Here is a 22,033-nt window from a genome sequence, read left to right on the forward strand (position 1 = left end):
ACCACCGTGATCGTGTAGTTCAAGGTAGCCGGGGCAGCGATGCTCCCTTGGTCAACTGATTTGTCGACCGATACGGAGGCCGTTTGCGTAATCGTCGTCGTAGCATCATCACTTACCGCCACGGTAAGTTCATCGGCATCGAAAGTGAACGTGTTCACGATGTCGCTGCCGTTGTCGATGTGCGACTGATTCGCTGCGTAGCTGACCGTATAACTCCAGGTCTCCCCCACATCAAGGTTGCCATCATTATCTGTGTCGCCAACGGGCGTACCCAAAGTCAATGCAGTGCTTGTACCATCCTGTGCGACCGCATCGGATGCTGCAATGCCGGTAAGGCTCACGTTGCCCGTATTCACCACGGTGATCGTATAGTTCAATGTGGCCGGAGCTGAGATAACCGTAAGGTCAACCTCCTTAGTTACCGTAGCCGAAGGTGATTGCGTAATCGTCGTCGTGGCATCATCTTCATCCGTGGCTCCTTCTTCGGTGGTCACCGAAACTGTATTCAGCAGAACTGCACCGTTATCAATGCTCGGTTGACCGACGGCATACACAAATGTGTAGGTCCACGTTTCACCTATTTCCAAGATATTGTCGGCGTTCCCGGATTCAACAGCAACGCCGACATCGAGTATCTCGTCCGTAGCATCTTGTTGCCTCAACACATCTATTACGCTGACATCTGTCAGATCATATTCGCCCGTGTTCGTCACGACAATCGTATATTCCAATTGCTCTGGACCATCGATTTCACTCAGGTTAACCGCCTTTTCAACCGCGAGCTCAACAGGTTTTACAAAAACCTTCACAGGGACAATCAGACTGATACAGCCTGTTTCATCGTTCTGCTGGGCCACATAGGTCGTAAATTCACCTGGTGCCGATGTGTTAACAGCAGGTTTTTCATTTGGCGCAAGCGGATCACCGTCTTCGTCAAACCAGATCAATGTATAATCCGGCAATGCGGTTGCGTTATATTCGATCCCGGTAGCGCCGACGTATGTAATCCGGTCGGTGACGGTAGGTGCATCCGGCATTGGGTTTACCGTAACGGTAAAAATCGCTGAAGCGCCAGCCCCCGGGCATCCGTCAATACCGCCAATCCACGCGGTAACCCGATAATACGTGGTCTGCATTAATGCGCCGGTATTCAACGTGGCTTCCGTTGCTCCCAGAACGGCTTCCCAAGTGGATTGATCGGTCGATTTCTCCCAAACAAAAATATAATCGGGGTCACCAATGCCACCGGTCACGGAAGCGCTTAGTTGAGCAGCCTCACCCATACAAATTTCTGCGCCACCACCGGTGACGGATATCTCAGCGACCTGATTGTTTATCTGTAATAAAATCTCGTCAGATACCGCACTACAATTTTCGTTGCCTAGCGTCGTCTCATCACCCGCAACCACCACACGGAACTCATAGTTATTCTGCGATGCTGTGGCTCCTACCTCGAATGTCACTGGATTCGTCCCGGAGCTTTTTTTGTAATTCCCAACGTTCTCCCAAGTTCCCGAGCCGCCATTTTCGCGCCGTTGCAACACGAAATGATTGGTGGGGTAAGCCTCACTCGCGTTAACCACATTGGCCGTGAAGGTAACCGGTCCATCTGCACATACGGGGAGCTGTGGACTCACCACAAAATTCAAGCTTGGTCCCATTGGTCGGAAACCAATGTCATCAATCGCGATGTCATTGCCGTCGTGATTAGCTACGATATTAGTGATCTTAAGTTTGATTTCACTTACACCGGAAGGCATCTCAAACTCCGTGGTTATCTTCCTCCATTCGTTGACAGGAGAAATATCATCATCGGTACTAGAATACGAACTGATTACCGCGCCATTAGAGGCGTTTAAAATGTCAAAACGAATCCGCGGTTTCGTTTTGTTTTCATTGTTAACATCTTTAATCCACGCAGAAAATTCAAACTTCGTTCCCGCGCACAATTCATTTATTTCCCTATCAAAATACAGTTCGGTACTTGAATGCGCATCTACTAACAACATGTAGCCCAACCCATCCCCATCATCGCCTTCCGTATGGTCAGGACCGGCATGAAAATATATATTTCGATACCCTCGTGAATTCGTGACGATTGAATAAGAACCCCGCTTTACATTATCCCGATACTGCGGTCCAAAGTGGGATTGACCATATGAACTTGGAGGATTCGAAGGAATATAGAAAAGTAGGTTAGTCGGATCAATATCACTTAACGACGCCTTTCTAAAATAAACCTCACCACCGTCGTTGTTCTGAGATGATGAGTAATACTCATGATCTGGATTATTAGGAATCGCCCTTCCAAAATCCTCAAAAATAATGAAATCACCATAGCCGGACGTTTGAGCAAAGCTATCTACACCGCCAAACAGTGTGGTTAGTAAAACAAAAGTTAATGTCTTCTTGAAAACACTAAGTAAAAATCTATGATTCATAATGATACGTTGAAATCAAGACAATGAAACTTCAGATAAGTGATGTGGTTAGACCCCAAATTCATTTCTCAAATTGTAAATTAATAGATGTAACTTATTTGCTCTTCAAGGCCCTACACCTTGTTGAGGCACACAAAGAGAATGAATTGCAGCACGGGCGACAATCTAGTGTATACGAACGACAGGAAAATGTATGTGAACGGCAATTTGTGTAGCGGTTATGCTACAATGGATGACGGGAAGGGATAAGACAGTAAAAACCGGGTGCGGTATTACTGATAAATCTCCCAAACGGAAATGAGATCAGACAGGGTTTTCACACCTAACTTCTCGAATATACGCTTCTTATAGGTACTGATGGTTGTTTCCTTTAAATTGATCGACTTGCCGATCTGAGAAAGCGACGTCCCTTTGACCAGTAAGTCGGCAATCTGGTATTCCCGAGACGACAATCGGTGGTCTACTTTATCCCCGCCATGGAAAACATCCCCGCGCAACGCGGTCTCAATGGCAAGCACGATATCATCAACGTCGGCGTTTTTCGCTAAAAACCCATTCGTCCCAAAAGCCAGATACTTTGGGCCGTATACCGCCTCATCCAATTCAGAAAAGATTAATATACGGGTCAGCGGACTGAGCGACTTGATGCGCTGTACGGCACCTAATAGGTGGGCGTTATCCCCAATCTCCGCATCGAGCACCACCAAATCATAATTTTTCTTGGGTAGATCGCTAAGTGTCTCCTGAAAATTCTTGGCTTCGCCAATGGCGGACATCGGAAAATGTTGCTTTACCAGCCACTTCATCGCAACACCCACCACTTCGTGACAATAAGTCAAGAATATATTATGCTTAACGTTCGCTAAGTTACTTCCCATGCTGCATATCGTAGAGTACGTTTTCTGTTCGTTTGATCTTTTATAGCAGCCAAAGGTAGGTGGCCAAACAACTATTTGAAAATCAAAGCATGCAAACGGCATAAAAATGTATACGAACGACAGGAAACACCGGATGTTACGTTAGCCCCGACACGACAGCAACTGCGATTCAGTTTATAAAAGGTAGGAAATCAACGAAAAAATCGGGAGAGCAAATCGTTGCACAACTGGCGGCTCGATGCTAACGCCGAATCATTGAACAACGCCGCCTCCGGTTGCACAAAATTACCCGGAATCACATCAGCCCTGGCATTTTCCAATAACGTTTGCACGTCAGCAAACGTCGTTTCCACATGGAATTGCAGTGCCAATATCTGGTCCCCAACAGCAAAAGCTTGGTTTTTATTACCTTCCGACGATGCCAGATTAATGGATTCGTAAGGTATTTCAAATTTGTCTGCATGCCAATGGAATACCGTGGGCCCAGCAGCGAAAAGTTCGCTAAACCACGACAAAGCCTTCGCTTCATCGGTAGCTACTACCGGAAACCAGCCTATTTCTTTATTGGGTGCCGGTTTCACCGCAGCTCCAAGCACATTCGCCAGCAGCTGGGCACCTAAACAGATACCGAGGATTTTCTTCCCCGAATCAATTGCGGCTTTGATGAACTGCTTTTCCACGGTCAACCAAGCGTAATGTGCCTCGTCAAACACATTCATTGGACCGCCGAGGATAATCAACGCATCGATTTCCGACAATTCGGGCAATGGCCATGATTCGTCAAAAAAACGCGTGCAAGTAAGCTTATGACCATTCTCTCTTGCCCACGCGTCTATATGGCCCAATCCTTCATAAGGAACGTGCTGGAAATAATGGATGTTCATTTCAACCGTGCAACTAACTTAATAATCGATATCCAATAGGCTGCCTAAAGGCAATACCACCCCGTTCTTGATCTGAAGTGCGTCTTCAGTAAGTGTCCAAACGGTTGTTTCTACACGCTTGGGGCCTTCAACCGTTTGGAATGTAATCGTAGCTTTGGATTTAAACTCATTGCCCAACCGCAAAGCCCCGCGTAATTTCTGCCGCAACTCCGACACATGGTCCTCCGACGCCCGTACCAATTTGTACTTGGAAATATCTTCTTTAGGTATTAACTCTACGGTATCCATACTGTTTGCTCAAATAGAAAAATACGACGAAAATTCACCCTATGTCGCCCACGCCTTATCCCCTTTCTTATACGGGTAATCCCCGTCATATTTGCCGGGGATCTGGACGTAGCGAAGGGCTTTGGTGGCTCCGAGTTCTGACGTGAAAAAGCCAAGCAAAGTGAGCTGTTTGAACAAATGGAAATAATGGTTTGGATCTTCGCCTGTTTTGTTACGCTGATAATCCTTCGCCTCCTTATCGATTGCCACCAACAGTTCTGTACGCTCACTGCCGTTGAGTTCCTGAAACTTACGGCCAAACTTATCCTTGGCAGCGCTCTCCAATAATGCAAGCCCGTCGACGAATGTTTTTTGATCGGCCGGTGTATAACAGTCTTTCACCATGACTGGAATAAAGGCACCCACACCGGCTTCTTTCGCGCCTGGACTGCTTGTTGGGGGTAAAATGGTGTCTGCGATATCACCGAGGAAATCGACCGTATTCGGTTCAAAAAGCCCCTCCACGCTGTTGGTAGCCTCTCGCGTACATCCCTCTAAAAATAGATTGGCCCCGATGACCGTCCCCCCCATTATCCAAGCAACCCGTGCCAAAGCTTCTCTTCTATTCATAACTAATTCTTTTTAAAATTAACAATTGCAGCACATGCCTATTACAGGTTGCCTTTTTTCATTTCGGATGTTGCAAAATCAACCGCTCTTGCAGTCAACGCCATATAGGTTAGTGACGGATTTACGCATGCCGCAGAAGCCATACATGCACCATCGGTCACAAATACATTCGGCGCATCCCATACTTGGTTATTTCCATTCAGCACCGATGTTTTCGGGTCTCTTCCCATGCGAGCGGTACCCATTTCGTGAATACCTTGCCCGAAGCCGTAGCCGCTATCGTATGTATGGACATCCTTTACACCTGCCACTTCGAGCATTTCCTGGCAGTCTTCCATCATATCTTTACGCATCTTCAGCTCGTTCTCTTTGATTTCCATATCCATAGCCAATACAGGCAACCCCCACTTATCTTTTACCTCTTTATCTAGGAATATCTTGTTTTCATGGTAAGGTAAGATTTCACCGAACCCGGTAAAACCAACAGACCACGATCCGGGCTCGCACATCGCATCCTTCCATTCGCCGCCGATACTCATTTCGGCGATTTCGCCACTCCAACGACCGCGACTGGCCGACCCTTGGTAGCCGAAGCCACGCACATAATCACGTTTATCGTCGCCCACATTCCGGTAGCGCGGAATATACAATCCATTTGCGCGACGGCCGAAATAATATTTGTCCTCATAGCCTTCTACCCTTCCGCGGGCACCACAGCGGAAATGGTGGTCCATCGCATTGTGGCCCAGTTCACCACTGCTGCTACCTAATCCACCTTCCCACACATCTGTCGCCGAATTCATCAACACCCATGTGGAGTTAAAGGCCGAAGCGCATACAAATACAATCTTTGCAAAATATTCATATGTCTGGTTGGTCTCTGCATCCAATATTTCGACCCCTTTAGCGCGCTGCGTGTCCTTATCATAAAGGATACGTGTAACGATAGAAAACGGACGGAGCGTAAGGTTGCCCGTAGCAACAGCCGGCGGTAGCGTAGACGCCTGCGTGCTGAAATATGCCCCGAAATTACAGCCCAGCCAGCACTGATTTTGATACTGGCAGTTCATTCGGCCTTCGTGGGGTTTCGTAAGATTAGCCACCCGGCCCATAATGAAATGCCGTTTGCCTTGGTAGTGCGACTTGATGCGGGCAGCCAAGTCTTTTTCAACCACGTTCATATCCATGGGCGGAAGAAAGTCACCATCCGGTAATACGTCCAAGCCATCCCGGTTGCCACTGATACCGGCCCATTTTTCAGCATAGCTATACCACGGCGCGATGTCTTTATACCGGATCGGCCAATCGGTTCCATGGCCATCCTTCAGGTTCGCTTCGAAGTCGAGATCGCTATGTCGGTAACTTTGTCGGCCCCACATCAGTGAACGACCTCCTACGTGGTATCCGCGATACCAGTCGAAACGTTTTACTTCAACGTACGGACTTTCTTTTTCATTTACCCAGAAATCGAGGTTCTTCTCATTCAATGGATAATCCCTACTCAATACGGGATAGTCTTCAATCATCTGCTGCGTACGGCCGCCGCGATGCGGAAAATCCCAAGGGTGCTTTGTCGCCGCGGGGTAATCCTTTACATGCTCTACATTCCGACCCCGTTCTAACATAATGGTTTTGAGCCCTTTTTGGGTCAATTCTTTTGCAGCCCAGCCACCGCTGATCCCTGATCCGATTACAATCGCATCATATACATTATCTGCCATAGTTTGCTTATCGTGTTATTTAGTTATATCTCTGTTGTCTGTTTAGCCTAATAAAGGTACTATTAATGACGTCATTTTTCAAAATTTATTGCGCTATTCTCTGGATGGAGCGGCAACCGTTGTTTTCTCATTTTTAAAAAAGACAGCAAATAAAAACAATACCACTGCTGCGATACCCGCCGGTACGAGCCAAATATTCTGCCATAACGGGTCACTTGTGGGGTTTTCCTTGTAATGCTCACTGATAAACCCGGCTACCCAAAACCCAATGAGTTGTCCCACGCCATACGTAGCCAATGTAATTAACCCTTGGGCCGAGCTCTTGTACTTCTCACCTGCTTTCGCATCCGTGTATATTTGTCCGGAAACAAAAAAGAAGTCGTAACAAATGCCATGCAACGCAATACCGATAATCAGCATGTACGCCAGCTCACCGGCGTTTCCATACGCAAATAACAGGTAGCGAATCGCCCAGGCTAGCATGCCCAGCATAATGGTGTTTTTGAACCCTATCCGGACAAACAAAATCGGTAACAGCAGCAGAAAGAATGCTTCCGACACCTGCCCAATCGCCATTTTACCCGTTGGGTTGGGCAAGCCGGCTTCCGACAGGAATAAATTTGCGTTCTGGTAATAAAAGGCGAGCGGAATGCAAATCAATACCGAGGCCACAAAGAATACGAGGTAATTCTTGTTACCTAGCAACCTGATAGCATCCAAGCCTAGCACCTCCGAGAGACTACGCCTCCCTGTGTTCTCCTTCACGATTGGCGGTGTCTTCGGCAATGTAAAACTAAACACCCCCAGCACCAGCGAGGCTATACTGGCCATTAAGAACGTATTCCTTAGCAACCCTTCCTTAATCCCTCCTTCCGAGTCCCATCCCAGGAAGCTGATAGCGAGCCCAGCCACAATCCACCCGATGGTCCCCCAAACGCGAATGCCGGAGAATGATTTCTCGGGGTTAGCGAGCTGCCTGAACGAAACGGAATTGACCAATGCCAGCGTGGGCATGTAGGCAATCATGTACACAAACACGTACGGATAAAATTGACCAACACTAGCCGAATGATACATTTGATACATCAATACGGCTCCCAACAAATGCAATATCGCGAGAATGCGTTCGGCATTGAAATACCGGTCTGCGATCAGCCCGATAATGAAGGGCGCAATGATTGCCCCCCAAGACTGCGTAGAGAAGATGTTGGCGACTTCATAGCCAGACGCGTTTAAATTCTGTGGCAAAAAAGTCCCCAAAGTAACGAACCAAGCTCCCCAAATGAAAAATTGAAGAAACATCATCAGGGAGAGCTTGATTCTAGTTATTGCGGCCATGTCATTTATGCTATACCCTTAACTCAGGAAATTATCTGTCTCACGGTACGCGGCGATTAACTTAAGCTCGCCTTCTTTGCCCCCTTCGGATTTACCATGCTCCATGCCAACCACACCGCGGTACCCTTTATCATAAAGGTATTTAAACACATTTTTATAATTGATCTCTCCGGTGGTCGGTTCCTTCCTCCCCGGGTTGTCGCCTACCTGGATGTAGGCAATTTCGTCCCAGCACCGCTCCATAGCCGGGATCAGATCGCCTTCATTGCGCTGCATGTGGTAGACGTCGTACAGTATTTTGCACGATGGACTATTTACGCCCTTGCAAATCAGGTATGTTTGTGCCGAATAGCGCAGGAACAGCTCCGGCGTATCGCTCAACGGTTCCAGCACCATCGTAATCCCATGGGGTTCGAGTATTTCCGCTCCCCGCCGCAACGCTTCGATCACATTCGCGGTTTGGATGTCTAAGGGTAAATTCCGGGTGTAATCACCGGGTACCACCGTAGTGTGCTTTCCCCCGCATCGTTTGGCGAGTTCCACGGCCTGCCGGCAGCCTTTCAGAAAAACATCGACATGCTCCTGCTTTCCGGCGGTTAGGGTATTCGCTCCATTCCCACCTTTATCCAGTACAAACACGCCCATGGTCATTCCCAGCTTGGCGAGCAGACTGCCTATGCGTTCCTGCTCTTCGACCGACCGACCGGGAAAACCGTTGTCTTCGATGCTACGGAACCCTTGGTCGTACATAAACTGGATCTGGTCGAGGATGCTTTTGCCGGCATGGTTTGCAAACATGCCTTGATGGGGACCATAATTAAGATTAAATGTTCCCGTCTGCGGGGACCTTCTTGTTGCATCGGCAAAGGCTGGCGACAAACCGCCGCCGATTACGGCTCCTGTTGCCAGGAGCGAGTTTCTTACGAATTGACTTCTCTTCATGTTTGTTAACTATTAATGATCAATTGGCTATAAATTTTTTAAAACCCGTACTCATGGTGTCCCTGACCGAGCCTTGCTCGTCTTTATACACGATAAATACTTCCATGCCCTTAAACCGGTTTACGAACGATATGGCGTCCACTACCGGCATGGCCATAATAACGTTGTCATATCCATCGGCTGTCATGGCATCTTCACCGTAAACCGTTGCGCTTATGATGCCGGTGGCAAACGGATATCCGGTTTTGGGATTGATGTGGTGAGATACGCGTCTATCCCCGTCCTGCACAAACTTCCGGTAGCTTCCGGCCGTTGTTATCGCCCCTTCCCGTATTTCTACAACGTCTTCAATCACCGTACCCCTTTCTTCCGTTCGTGTCGGGCGTTCAATCCCTACCCGGAACGCCGTTCCATCGGGTTTCGGCCCTTTCACGCGCAATTCTCCACCTAACTCTACGAGATAATGTACAACGCCCTGACCTTCTAGGTGGTCCGCCATTACATCCACACTATACCCTTGGGCAATGCCATTCATGTCTAAAGCTACACAGGGCAGTTTTTTAGTCAATCGCCGCCCCCTAAGCTTAATCTTATCCATACCCACACAGGTCATTACCTGATCTACCGCAATAGTATCAGGGAAGTGGTCTTGGCGTGTTATACCAAACCCCCAAAGCTGCACCAATGGTGCTACGGTGATATCAAAAAGCCCCCCACTATGTCGGTATATCTCAAACGACCGCCTGAGCACCCGAAGGAAATGCTGATCCGCAATCCGTAAAGTGCCGTTGGCACCATTGACTTTGTTAATCAATGAGTAGGATTTATATAATGACATTGAACTGTCGATAACCGACAGCACGCTGTCAATGGATGTATTTGAAACCACCTTATTGCTTGCATAGTACACCACCCTGTACGTTGTACCCTGGGCATAGCCTGTAAGTTGGTATCGCGTTAAACCCGGATTACCGGCACCCGTTGATACAAACCAGCAGGAAATGACGGTAATCACATTAAAGCACCACCGTTTGTCCGGGTATCGCATACGGATAGAGGCCATTTTCGTCGGGAAGGATCTTTGGCAATGCATCCCAAGCGAAACGCTCGGGCATCAAATCGATATTGGATTTCAATGCATCTTCCCATTTGATCACTTGACCCGAATACGTGGCCAACCTACCAATGATACCGGTCAACGTACTGTATGCGCCGTACTCGGCATTTTCAAACTTACATTCGCCCTTTGTCACGGCATCAAAAAACTCCACATGCTCTTGCTCATAGGGGTTCGCATTGCCCTGTTTTGGGTGCCTGTACAACTCATTACCTTTGGAATCCCACAATACTGCATCGTTGCCGGCCGAAAGGTAGGTGCGTCCTTTCGTCCCTTGAAAGGTTTCATCAACGCGATTGGACGTCCCTTCGAAGTGGCGGCATTGGCTGTATATCACTGCTCCATCAGCATACGTCAGTTCCACCGCGTGGTTGTCGTAAATTTCTCCGTACTCTTTACCATTACGCCATGCACGGCTCCCTGTGCCTTGTATAGACACCGGATAACTACCCTTCACCCAGTTGGCCACGTCAATATTGTGCACGTGCTGTTCCACGATATGGTCGCCGCAGAGCCAATTGAAATAGTACCAATTCCGCATTTGGTACTCCATTTCGGTTTGCTCTGGTTTACGCGGCCGTACCCATACGCCACCGCTGTTCCAATATACCTGGCCCGACATGATGTCGCCCAAGGCACCATCTTGTATGCGCTTAACCGCCTCCCGGTAGTTGGCCTGATAGCGACGCTGAAGTCCCACGACCACATTAAGTTTTTTCCGTTTTGCTTCTTCAGCCGCAGCCAATACCCTGCGTATACCGGGAATATCCGTAGCTACGGGTTTTTCCATAAAGACATGTTTTCCTTGGCGGACAGCCTCTTCGAAATGGATGGGCCTGAACCCCGGCGAGGTGGCCAAGATGACTACGTCTGCAAGTGGGATAGCCTGCTTGTAAGCATCAAATCCAACGAACTTGTGGTCTTCAGGCACGTCGAGCTTATCCGCATGACGTTCGGAAAGCTTCTTATACGCTTCATCCAATCGGTCGCGGAAAGCGTCTGCCAACGCGACGATCTTGATGTTTGCGCCCGATGCAATGGCGTTGAAGGAAGCCCCTGTGCCGCGCCCCCCGCACCCTATCAATGCCACCTTGATGGTGTCATCCACACTTGCATGCGCACCCATAAGTGGTGCCCCGCTCAACATTGCTCCACCAGCCAACAGGGCCGATGTTTTTAAAAATTCCCGGCGTTGGCCGCCTAAACTTGCTTTATCCATCTGTTTTAGTTTTATCTAAATGGTTTACAAAATTAAATCGTATCGTTACAAGAGGTTAATAATCCTCTATCGGTGGCCGGTCGAAGTAGGCCATAATTTCAGCTTCGGATGGCGGGTTCAATGGTCTAACCAACCGCAAACCAATAAAAGGGGCTTCGGGAAACCACCAATTGCTTTTCGGAATCTGCGGGTCGAGTTGTTTCCAAGAAGGGTCTGAGGGCAAGCGCGATGCCGCGCGCAGGTGTTGAGCGTCGTCGGCAAAAGATCCACCGCGGATGCTATGTGGATATAACTTATCGGGCACCGCTACGGGATTATCAGCGGTGGCGCCTTCAAATTGCTGATAGAAATCGGCGATATATTGGTCGTAGGTCCACTCGGCTACATTGCCATGCATGTCATACAGCCCCCATGCGTTAGGCTTCTTCTGTCCTACCGCATGTGTTTTACTCTCGCTGTTGGCTGCATACCAGGCGTAATCGCCCAATGCCGACGCATCATCTCCGAAATTATAGGCGGTAGTGCTTCCAGCACGACACGCATATTCCCATTCGGCTTCCGTGGGTAATCGATAAAAGACGCCGGTATGCACGTACAGCCATTTGCAAAACTGGACAGCGTTGTAATGGGTCATGGCTAGTGCCGGATGGCCTTCCTTACCCATACCGAATGTCATATCCAAATAAGGTTTGGTCGGCCGCGTCACCGCGTCCACCTCTGGTGTTACACTTCCGCCACTACGGGTCACTTCGAGGTCCTTGTAAACAAATGGCTCGTATATATCCCATGTTACTTCATATGTTCCCATCCAAAACGGTGCGATCTTCACCTCATGAACGGGCTGCTCGTCAGGGTTACCATCCGTACTGCCCATCGCAAACGTCCCGGCTGGTATCGGCTGCATGGTGAAATTGAGGGCAGTCCCCTCAATCTGTTGTGTATAGGGTTTAAAATCTTCTTGAGCTACGGCAATATTCAACAAAAATATGCCCGAAAAAAAAATGGATTTAACAGTCATCTCAGCTACAATCAATAAAATCGGTGGCTGAATTTACTGCCTTTTTATGTAAATCCAAAAATTAGGCGATTTAATTTCGGCAACGGCCACCATGCGTTCCAACACCCCATGCGGTGCCATAAGTCTATAAGACACCGCTTTAGTGTATTAATTACACTGAACGATACCGGCAAAGGTGTGGAAAACTTTTTATGCCACCGATACCAGCTTTACGTGATTGGCTCGAACCGAGCGGTAAAATGACGAAGCATTCCGAAAACTCCACGTTGGCACGGGTGGTGCAAAAAAAATGCAACCCAGCTTTGGAAAACCGGATTGCATATCTTTCGGTGTCGTATTACGATGGCCGTTAGAGTTTACGCTTCACTTCTACCTGTTCGTAGGCTTCGATGATGTCGCCTTCTTTGATGTCATTGAAATTCTGAATATTCAAACCACATTCGTAACCTGCCGACACCTCTTTAACGTCGTCTTTAAAACGCTTGAGGGAAGCCAGGTGTCCGGAGTATACCACTACACCATCACGGATGATCCGGATACTGTGGTTCCGGTTGATTTTACCATCCAGCACCATACAACCTGCAATGGTACCAACCTTACTGATTTTAAAGGTCTCGCGGATTTCTACGTTGGCCACGATTTTCTCCTCAAATTTCGGTTCCAACATTCCCTCCATGGCGGCCTTTACCTCCTCAATCGCATCGTATATGATGGAATACAACCTAATATCGATCTGCTCTTGCTCGGCAAGCTTACGGGCACCCGTAGACGGTCGCACCTGGAAACCGATGATGATCGCATCTGAGGCCGAAGCGAGCAATACATCCGATTCAGATATTTGGCCGACCGATTTGTGAATAACATTCACCTGGATTTCCTCGGTCGATAACTTAAGCAACGAGTCGGAAAGGGCTTCGATGGAACCGTCGACATCACCTTTAACAATAACATTCAGCTCCTTGAAATTACCAATAGCCAACCGCCTGCCGATTTCATCAAGCGTGATATGTTTCTGTGTACGTAGTCCTTGTTCCCGTTGCAACTGCAGTCGCTTGTTGGCAACCTGGCGAGCCTCAGTCTCGCTTTCCATTTCATAAAATTTATCTCCCGCTGTTGGCGCGCCAGACATACCCAACATCTGCACCGGCGTTGATGGGCCTGCTTCGGTTACCCGCTGCCCGCGCTCATTGTAAAGGGCTTTTACCTTGCCACTATGGGAACCGGCCAATATCGGTGCCCCTACCCGGAGTACACCAGACTGTATGAGTACTGTGGTAACAATACCCCGACCTTTATCGAGGCTCGCTTCGATTACCGACCCAACAGCACGTTTCTTCGGATCCGCTTTCAGGTCGAGCAGCTCGGCTTCGAGTAGCACCTTATCAAGTAGTAAGTCGACATTCAGACCTGTCTTACCGGATATCTCCTGGCATTGGTACTTACCCCCCCAGTCTTCGACTAAGATATTCATGGTAGACAGCTGTTCGCGTACCTTGTCGGCATTTGCACCGGGTTTGTCGATTTTCGTAATCGCAAAAACAATCGGCACTCCGGCTGCTTGGGCGTGATTAATCGCCTCCTTGGTTTGGGGCATCACACTGTCATCCGCTGCGATCACAATAATGGCGATGTCGGTTACTTGCGCACCGCGTGCACGCATTGCGGTAAATGCTTCGTGACCCGGTGTGTCCAAAAATGTCATTTTACGACCGTCATCAAGCGTCACCTCATAAGCGCCGATATGCTGCGTTATCCCCCCGGCCTCGCCACCAATTACGTTGGTTTTACGCACATAGTCAAGCAACGAGGTTTTACCGTGATCCACGTGACCCATTACGGTTACAATCGGGGCACGGGGCACCAGGTTTTCAGGGCTATCAGGTTCTTCCAGCTCTGTGTTCTCTTCATCGTCCGGCTTCACGAACTCGATTTCGTAGCCGAACTCGTCGGCCACAATAGCAATCGTTTCTGCATCGAGGCGTTGATTGATGGAAACAAACAACCCGAGGCTCATGCAGGTAGCAATAATCTGCGTCACTTGCACGCCCATCATGTTGGCTAAGTCATTGGCAGTTACAAACTCGGTAACCTTCAATACCTTAGACATCATTTCCTGTTCCATTGCAGCTTCTTCAGCCGAATGGGCTATATCATCCCGTTTCTGGCGACGAAGTTTGGCACGCTGGGCAAACTTGCTCGACTTGCCTGCGCCACTGAGGCGTGCAAGCGTAGCCTTAATTTGGTCTTGGATTTCCTTTTCCGATGGTTCCTCCCGGCCTGGGGCGCCATGGCGTGGTTTCCCTCTGAGATCCGCACGTCCTTTCGCACCGCCTTGCTGACCCGCTCCCGCAGTATGCGTTCCAGGGCGTTGTGTCGGTTTATCTTTCCGCTTCCGCTTCCGTTTTTGGTCGTGAGCCGCTCCCCCTGCTGCACTTGATGAGGCCACAGGCTTTTCCTTCGGCTGATGTTTGGGCAATTCAATACGCCCAACAACATTGGGGCCCGTAAGCCGCTGTGCGCGTGCCCGGATGACCTCGCTTTGAGGCTTGACCGGTTCGGCCTTGGCTACCGCTTCCTTCGGTTCGGGTTTTGCTTCCACTTCCGGCGCCGGTTGTTCGGGTGCCGCAGCCGCCGGCACTTCTTCAGTTGGTACTTCTTCGGCTGGCGCTACTTCTGGCTTATCTTCTTTTGGCTGCTCAACCGGCTGATCAACAACGGGTGGTTCCACAACCGCCTCTTGGGGGGCTGCTTCTTCATCGGTTTGCTTTGCTTCTTCTTCTTTGGGGGCTTTTGGCTGGCTCTTCCCTCCCTTTTTCAATGCCGACAAATCGATTTTGCCAACGATCTTCATCCCCCCCGTATGGTGAGGCTCTTCTTCGGCCGTGGCCGATTCAATAGGCTTTTCCTGATCCTGAACCGGTTCAGGGGTTTCAGTTTCTTGTCGTTCTTCCGGTATAAACGAACCGGTATTCTTAATCAGAATCTCCTCTGCATCGTTTTCCCGTTTAGGTTTTGGCGCAACCGCTTCAGCGGGCGACTCTTCGCGGCGAATTTTGCCAATAATAATTTGGTTGGCCTCCTCCTTCACAATCTTGTCGCCCTGAAACTCCCTTAACAGCACATCGTAGGTATCGCTATCCAGCTTGGTTGCTGGCTTGGACTCGACTTCATAGCCGTTTTTGGCTAAAAAATCCACAGCGGTACCTATACCAATGTTCAGTTCTTTTGCTGCTTTCAGCAATGTTATGCGCTTACCTTCTGACATCTAATTTATTTACCTCTCGTTTTAGTGCTATACAAAAGTATACTTTTTTAAGCGTTTATTGGAAATGAATTAAAAAAGCATAAACCGCAATGCGTACATGCCACCAATGCTATTCAAACTCAGCTTCCAGCACGTGTATGATTTCATTGATGGTGTTTTCCTCCAAATCGGTACGCCGTACCAATTCATCTACCGAAAGCGCCAGCACCGACTTGGCCGTATCTAACCCTACTCGTTTCAGCTCATCGATAATCCAACCATCAATCTCATCTGCGAACTCTTCGATATCCACATCTTCCTCCACTTCCTCTGCCTCACGATATACGTCTATCTCGTATCCTGTAAGCTTGCCCGCGAGCTTAATGTTATGTCCACCACGGCCGATAGCCAAGGATACTTGGTCGGATTTAAGATACACTGCCGCTGTCATGCGATCATCATCAAGTTTGATCGATCCGATACGTGCAGGACTCAATGCCCGTTGGATGTATAACTGCGTGTTATTCGTATAATTAATCACGTCGATATTCTCATTTCTGAGCTCACGCACAATACCGTGGATACGTGATCCTTTCATCCCTACACAGGCGCCTACCGGGTCAATCCGGTCGTCGTAAGATTCCACGGCCACCTTCGCCCGTTCACCCGGCTCACGTACGATTTTCTTAATCGTAATCAAGCCATCAAATATCTCAGGCACCTCCAATTCAAACAGACGCTGCAAAAATGCCGGCGCGGTACGTGAAATAATGATACGTGGGTTGGCATTGGCCATCTCTACTTTATCGACAACCGCTCGGATGGTATCTCCTTTTTTAAAGTAGTCTGCGGGAATCTGCTCCGTTTTCGGCAAAATTAACTCGTTACCCTCATCATCGAGCACCAATGTCTCCTTTTTCCATATTTGATACACCTCACCGGTAATCAATTCGCCTTCTCTATCCTTGTACTTTTTAAATACTTCGTCTTTCTCCAGTTCCAATATTTTTGAAACCAGCGTCTGCCGAGCGGCCAGAATGGCCCGGCGACCGAAACTTTCCAGTGTGATTTCCTCAATATAGTCATCGCCTACCTCCAGATCCGGATCAAACTTCCTGGCTTCGGTAAGTTCAATTTCCAAGTCGTCATCTTCAGAAAACTCGTCTTCCACGACTACGCGGGTACGCCAAATCTCCAAGTCACCATTGTCTGGATTGACGATAACATCGCAGTTCTCGTCCGCACCGTATTTCCTGCGAATCATACTACGGAAAACTTCCTCCAGCACACTGATGACCGTCGGGCGGTCGATGTTTTTGAACTCTTTAAATTCCTGAAAAGAGTCAATGAGATTAATACTATTGCTCATTTTATTTAAATGAAATTAACACCTTTATTGTTGTGATGTTTTCGAGGGGTATGGTCTGCTGTTCTTCAACAGCTTTCCTTCCCTTCTCCTTTATTGTTTCAACGATGGTGATCGCGCCGTCTGCCACTTCTAGCAATTTACCGGTTTTGGTTGCGCCGTCCGGCATGGATACCTGAACCGCTCTACCAATGTTTTTGCGATATTGCCTCTCCATGCTCAACGGTCTGTCGATACCGGGTGATGACACCTCCAATCGATACGCGTGGGGGATTACATCGCCTTCTTCCAACTGAAACCCCACAAACCGGCTTATCGCCGCGCAATCCTGGATGCTAATTCCCTGATCACCGTCAACAAGCACCTCCAACGTACCGTTGGCCTGCATATTCACATCCACCACAAAGAGATCATCCCTGTCGGCAATCTTCTCCTTAACCAACGCACTGACTTTATCTTCTATTGAATGTGCCATGCTTTTACAAACTAACAACCATGAAAAAAGGGGACTACAACTGTCCCCTCTCTCTCAAGATCATGCAAAGATAAGTAAAATCTTTAAAAATCAAAAATCGCGCAGCACTCGTTTCACCTTTTTTCCACTACCGTGCTAATGGTCTTCTGCATCTGCGTCATCATAGCGGTAAGCGTCTCCATTGTTGGCTCCGGAGTAGGTTCGGGTAACTGTGTACTGATGTATGCTTTTGCCCTCCATATCTCCAAGATATCGTCGGCCGCGACCCAATAAGGCTCGTACGTCTTGTTGTCGGAAACCAGCTTCAGCCCCTTATCGGCTTTATACTTAAATGCAATCCGTTTGTAAACTACGCCTTCGTCCCTAGAAATAACCACATACGTTTGGCCGGCTTTGATTTCGCTCCAGTTTTCTACATATTCGGCAATAACCACACTACCCGGTTGCAGTGGTAACATGGAGTCGCCTTTGATTTCAAAAGCCCGATAAGTACCCTGCCTAAACATCGGCAAACTGAACTTTGGCAGCTCGGCAATGTACTCCGGATCGGCATAACCGTTCAAGTACCCCGCACTGGCTTTTACCGGTACCAGCTCGATGTTCTCCTTGTCATCACCATCCACCGTAATGCTCAGCACGCGCACACTGGCGGCATTGCCGCGCGCCGTGGGCTTCCACTTATCATTGATCTCGTCATTAGCCAACTCATCCATCGACAAATTGTAGAAGTCGGCAATTTTCTTTAGCAACTCATACTTAGGTTCTGCACGGCGCTCTTCGTAAGCTCCCACGGATGCCCGCTTAATCCCCATTTCATCAGCAAATTGCTGCTGGGTAAGCCGCTTCTTCTTGCGGAGATATTTAAGATTGTTAGCAATGTTAGACATAAAAATGAAAATAAAATTTGTATTCACTAAATAAGTTAGTACTATTGTGCCAATAAAGTTAGTAACTTTTTGTAGAATACGAAAATTAATAGATAACTATTTTTCCACAGCATGAATAATTACATCTATATATTGACCGATAGTAACCGCAACTGCCTTCATGTAGGCATGACGGATGACCTCCAAAAGGCAGCCAAAACATACCGAGAGCTTAACGGTTTGTTTTTTGAGGCCATTTCCAACGTATCTCGATTAGTGTATCACGAAGCGTTTACCAACGAAGAAGAAGCTTTGCTCAGGTTTAAAGAGCTAAGCCGTTACACCCGCATGCAAAAAGAGCGTTTAATACGACGGCGTAATCCCAATTGGCTGGCTCTGGGCATCCCCGCAGCGATGGCCAGCATAAACCCGTCGAGTTTATCGCACCGAGGGGTACGACCCGCTTTTACCAACCGGGCGCAAAATTGAGCCCGAAGGTCCCAAATTTCACGTCAGCCCGCTGGAACGGAAATGCGTAATAGGGTTCCAATATCATCGCTCCAAAGAGATTGACCCGCAGGGATAGACCGGCGCTGAGTGCGGGCACACGTTCATAGACATTAACGAGCTGCCCATTGATTCCTTCTACTGTTTCCACATATTCGGGTGTACTCCGAAACGCAACTTTCGAATCACTATTCCACGCCAAACCGGCATCGAAAAACAGATTTAAATCGGAGAATAATATACCCGACCGGATGACGGCGAGTTTCTCGGGTCCGGTAAAGGGCAGTCGAAGTTCGAGGTTAACCACTGCAATACGCGTACCCATCAGGCTGTTGAAGTTAAATCGTTCGTCCTGAGAGTTTCTAAATGAGCCACTTTCATACCCCCGTATCAAATGTGGGTATCCTAGGAATAATGGATACAAAGCATCTTCGTGGCGGCCCGCTCGCATATAAGTGTATGCACGCGCTGCTATGGTAACCGGTGCATATCGGTTATACTTCCGCGCGTCGAGGGTATACGCCGTAAAGTTGTAGTCACCAAAATACTGCTCCGCTCCCACCCGATAACGGTAGCCTTGCAACGGTGCGGCAATACCAAACACTGCGTTATCGCCTACAAAAGACGTATTTACCTGTTGAATAGTAAATGCATTAAAATTACCCCCGAATATTTCACTTGCTTCTTCATTTGAAACTTTATCACGCCCGCCATAGCCATAATTATTGTTACCTATTCCCTGCCACCAGCGGTCCACTCGATAACTGTAACGGGCTATAGCCCCTCCTACTTCGAATCGGTGGTGCCGGGAAAACGGATACGCTCCAAATGCTTCTGCTTGTTGCTGAAAAGTTCGGATCATATACGTATCGTATGTTGCCTCTTCTTGGTTCAAAAACGAATAGCCCGACATATACGGAATATGCGAGATGGCTCCTCCCCAATTGATCCGGCTTTTTTGATTAATGTATGCTACCTGTCCGCCGAAATCGTAGATTTCGCCATTTATAGACAGTGCGGCAAAAATCTGGTTATGGCCCAGGATATCTGAAAACATCCCCTGAATACCGCTGGCTATACCTGCACCATAGCGGCTGCCCACAGCTAATCCCATTCCGCTATTTGCTAGGTAATCCAACTTAAAATTGGGCTTATAGGGTACCGAAGCAATTTGACTACTATCGATACGCTGGAACAGATTAAAATTGCTGAGGTTTGCATTCACCACATCCACGCCAAGGTTCTCGGGTGGCGGCAGCATCGCGGCGTCAAAATTGACCACGTAAGGGTCGACTTCCACGGGACTAAACTCGTCTTCCTTGGCATTGTAAAGTGAATAACCGTTGTCGCGGAAGTAGGAATACAGCACATCACCATTGGCCGAAAGGCTGAGTGCGGGTGAGTACTCCGTGATACCGCTGATTCCGGTAAAATACTGCGTCAAACGTTCTACTTTGCCATCCGCCAGGGTGTACCGGTACATATTGCGGAAACCGTCGCTATTCGACAGAAAATAAATCTGGCTATCGTCGGCCGAAAACTGCGGATTCAAGTTGTTGGCCCCGTGAAATACATCGATATTAGAAATTGTGCGTGTTTCTACATCAATAACCGAAATATTCATCGGAATGTCCACACTTCTCGAATCCGATTGCAGCGATACACGGTCTGTGCTGAACACGATGCGCTTCCCTTCGCGCGAAAAGGCAGGCTGATAGTCAGAATAACGATCGTTGGTCAGCTGGGTAACCGTTTTGGTATTGAGGTTGTAGAGGTAAATGTCACTGTAGCCATTTTGCAATCCGGAAAAGGCAACCGTTTCCCCATCGGGCGACCAGGCAATGTTGGCAAACTCCGTAATGTCTCCCATCGCCTCCACCAGCAATTCCTTACCCGTTTCTACGTCTACCACCATCAGCTTGCTTTTGCCCTGGCTAAAGATGCTGAAGGCAAACTTGCGGCTATCTGGGGAAAACGCTCCGGAAGATTCGATAAAACTATATTCATCGATATCCTCGTTCGTCAGTTTGCTGCTGAGCCGCTTGATGTTTCCGCCGGTTGCGGCATCTGCTATGAACAGATCGATGCTAAACAGGCTTTTTTCCGAAAGAAATGCAATGTATTTGCCGTCCGGCGAGATGGCCGGCGAGACATTCATCCGCCCTGAATTTCCAGTATTGATTACGGACCTCCCCACCGGTGTCACCGCCGTATCTACGGGCAAGCTGCGGTAGGCGTTTATCATGCTGTTCTTCCATAAGTTGGATAACGTCTGCGAATCGTACCCGAACACCCGTCTGATTCCCATCTCGTAGCCATACATTGCCGTCGCTTTGAATAACGGCATGATTACCGTGTCGCCGTATGTAGAACCGATATAGGACCAAAATGCCTGTCCGTACCGATACGGGAAATACTGGTTCATATTCTCCGTCATCGCCTTCAGGGAAGGGATATCGTTGTTCAGGTAGGCATCGCGCATCCACATGGCCGTAAAGGCGTCTTTCTTGCCGATAGAAAAATATTCCGCCATCCCCTCCACCATCCAAAGGGGGATATTTCCGATATTTTCCAAGCGGGTGGAGTCGCCGCCCTCCATCAGTAAACGATATTGGAACGCGTGCACCAATTCGTGACCCAATACATGCCTGGTTTGATTGTTGGTCTGCATCACCGGCATCACCACCCGGGTTTTGAATGCCTCCGTAACACCGCCGGTACCCACACCTATTTCCCCCTGTACCGTGGTGGTCTGCTGGAACTCGGGGTGGTTGGCGTACAAAATAATCGGGTTTTTGCGAAGGAATGTATCGCGGAAGACCTGCTGATGGAGTTCGTACCATACTTCACTTTCCTTAGCCAACCACCGGACCAATGTATCGTTCTCCAAGTAATAGTGTAAGTTGAAATGCGGGGTCTCATACACGCTGAATTTAAGCGATTTATACCGCATCTTATTCTGCCCGAAATATTGAGCCTGCACATGGGTAGTAACCGTGCAGAACAACAATATGATAAACGCATTTGACAACGAATGCCTGAAAAATCGATTAAGGTACGTCATGGAAAACGGGTGTTTGATTATAATGTCTAATTAGAACGAATATCGGTGAAAAAAGT

General features: G+C 48.4%; 17 protein-coding genes. 1 reads left to right on the plus strand and 16 read right to left on the minus strand.

What is annotated here, in order from left to right:
* From U9S71_RS18765 to U9S71_RS18835, 15 genes are all read right to left on the minus strand, one after another.
* Positions 1-2,441: DUF7507 domain-containing protein (locus U9S71_RS18765; RefSeq protein WP_326329274.1), on the minus strand; the 2,441-nt coding region annotated here is incomplete at its 3' end.
* Positions 2,442-2,713: 272 nt separating this feature from the next.
* Positions 2,714-3,280: a response regulator transcription factor gene (locus tag U9S71_RS18770; protein WP_326329276.1), complete on the minus strand. Its 567-nt coding sequence runs from the start codon at positions 3,278-3,280 to the stop codon at positions 2,714-2,716.
* A 230-nt stretch (positions 3,281-3,510) separates the two neighbouring features.
* Complete coding sequence (locus U9S71_RS18775) at positions 3,511-4,203, minus strand: type 1 glutamine amidotransferase (protein ID WP_326329278.1); 693 nt, start codon at positions 4,201-4,203, stop codon at positions 3,511-3,513.
* Positions 4,204-4,221: 18 nt separating this feature from the next.
* Positions 4,222-4,491: a hypothetical protein gene (locus U9S71_RS18780; protein ID WP_326329280.1), complete on the minus strand. Its 270-nt coding sequence runs from the start codon at positions 4,489-4,491 to the stop codon at positions 4,222-4,224.
* A gap of 39 nt (positions 4,492-4,530) precedes the next feature.
* A complete protein-coding gene (locus U9S71_RS18785) occupies positions 4,531-5,100 on the minus strand; it encodes a gluconate 2-dehydrogenase subunit 3 family protein (protein ID WP_326329281.1) in 570 nt (189 codons plus the stop codon).
* 41 nt (positions 5,101-5,141) lie between these two features.
* Positions 5,142-6,821 carry a GMC family oxidoreductase gene (locus tag U9S71_RS18790; protein ID WP_326329283.1) on the minus strand — a complete coding sequence of 560 codons (1,680 nt, stop codon included), beginning with the start codon at positions 6,819-6,821 and terminating at the stop codon, positions 5,142-5,144.
* Positions 6,822-6,914: 93 nt separating this feature from the next.
* The gene (locus U9S71_RS18795; protein ID WP_326329284.1) at positions 6,915-8,159 is read right to left on the minus strand and encodes a nucleoside permease; all 1,245 of its coding nucleotides are present in this window, start codon (positions 8,157-8,159) and stop codon (positions 6,915-6,917) included.
* An 18-nt stretch (positions 8,160-8,177) separates the two neighbouring features.
* Positions 8,178-9,101, minus strand: a complete 924-nt coding sequence (locus tag U9S71_RS18800) for a hydroxypyruvate isomerase family protein (protein WP_326329285.1) — start codon at positions 9,099-9,101, stop codon at positions 8,178-8,180.
* A 19-nt stretch (positions 9,102-9,120) separates the two neighbouring features.
* Positions 9,121-10,149: an FAD:protein FMN transferase gene (locus U9S71_RS18805; RefSeq protein ID WP_326329286.1), complete on the minus strand. Its 1,029-nt coding sequence runs from the start codon at positions 10,147-10,149 to the stop codon at positions 9,121-9,123.
* A complete protein-coding gene (locus U9S71_RS18810) occupies positions 10,118-11,437 on the minus strand; it encodes a Gfo/Idh/MocA family protein (RefSeq protein WP_326329287.1) in 1,320 nt (439 codons plus the stop codon). The genes U9S71_RS18805 and U9S71_RS18810 overlap by 32 nt, the downstream gene beginning before the upstream one ends.
* 55 nt (positions 11,438-11,492) lie before the next feature.
* Positions 11,493-12,455: a formylglycine-generating enzyme family protein gene (locus U9S71_RS18815; RefSeq protein ID WP_326329289.1), complete on the minus strand. Its 963-nt coding sequence runs from the start codon at positions 12,453-12,455 to the stop codon at positions 11,493-11,495.
* Between the two features lie 349 nt (positions 12,456-12,804).
* Positions 12,805-15,720, minus strand: coding sequence for a translation initiation factor IF-2 (gene infB / locus U9S71_RS18820; protein WP_326329290.1), 2,916 nt, complete (start codon positions 15,718-15,720; stop codon positions 12,805-12,807).
* 109 nt (positions 15,721-15,829) lie between these two features.
* Positions 15,830-17,068, minus strand: a complete 1,239-nt coding sequence (nusA, locus tag U9S71_RS18825) for a transcription termination factor NusA (RefSeq protein WP_326329292.1) — start codon at positions 17,066-17,068, stop codon at positions 15,830-15,832.
* Position 17,069: 1 nt separating this feature from the next.
* Positions 17,070-17,540, minus strand: coding sequence for a ribosome assembly cofactor RimP (gene rimP / locus U9S71_RS18830; RefSeq protein ID WP_326329294.1), 471 nt, complete (start codon positions 17,538-17,540; stop codon positions 17,070-17,072).
* A 113-nt stretch (positions 17,541-17,653) separates the two neighbouring features.
* Positions 17,654-18,427, minus strand: a complete 774-nt coding sequence (locus tag U9S71_RS18835; RefSeq protein ID WP_326329295.1) for a LexA family transcriptional regulator — start codon at positions 18,425-18,427, stop codon at positions 17,654-17,656.
* Positions 18,428-18,538: 111 nt separating this feature from the next.
* Here U9S71_RS18835 and U9S71_RS18840 point away from each other — a divergent pair, with 111 nt between their 5' ends.
* Complete coding sequence (locus U9S71_RS18840; protein WP_326329296.1) at positions 18,539-18,895, plus strand: GIY-YIG nuclease family protein; 357 nt, start codon at positions 18,539-18,541, stop codon at positions 18,893-18,895.
* Here U9S71_RS18840 and U9S71_RS18845 read toward each other — a convergent pair.
* The gene (locus U9S71_RS18845) at positions 18,873-21,977 is read right to left on the minus strand and encodes a tolB protein precursor (protein WP_326329297.1); all 3,105 of its coding nucleotides are present in this window, start codon (positions 21,975-21,977) and stop codon (positions 18,873-18,875) included. The two genes, U9S71_RS18840 and U9S71_RS18845, sit on opposite strands and share 23 nt — an antisense overlap.
* Between the last annotated feature and the right edge of the window lie 56 nt (positions 21,978-22,033).

The sequence above is a fragment of the Parapedobacter flavus genome (assembly GCF_035818675.1).
GTDB classification, from domain to species: Bacteria; Bacteroidota; Bacteroidia; order Sphingobacteriales; family Sphingobacteriaceae; genus Parapedobacter; species Parapedobacter flavus.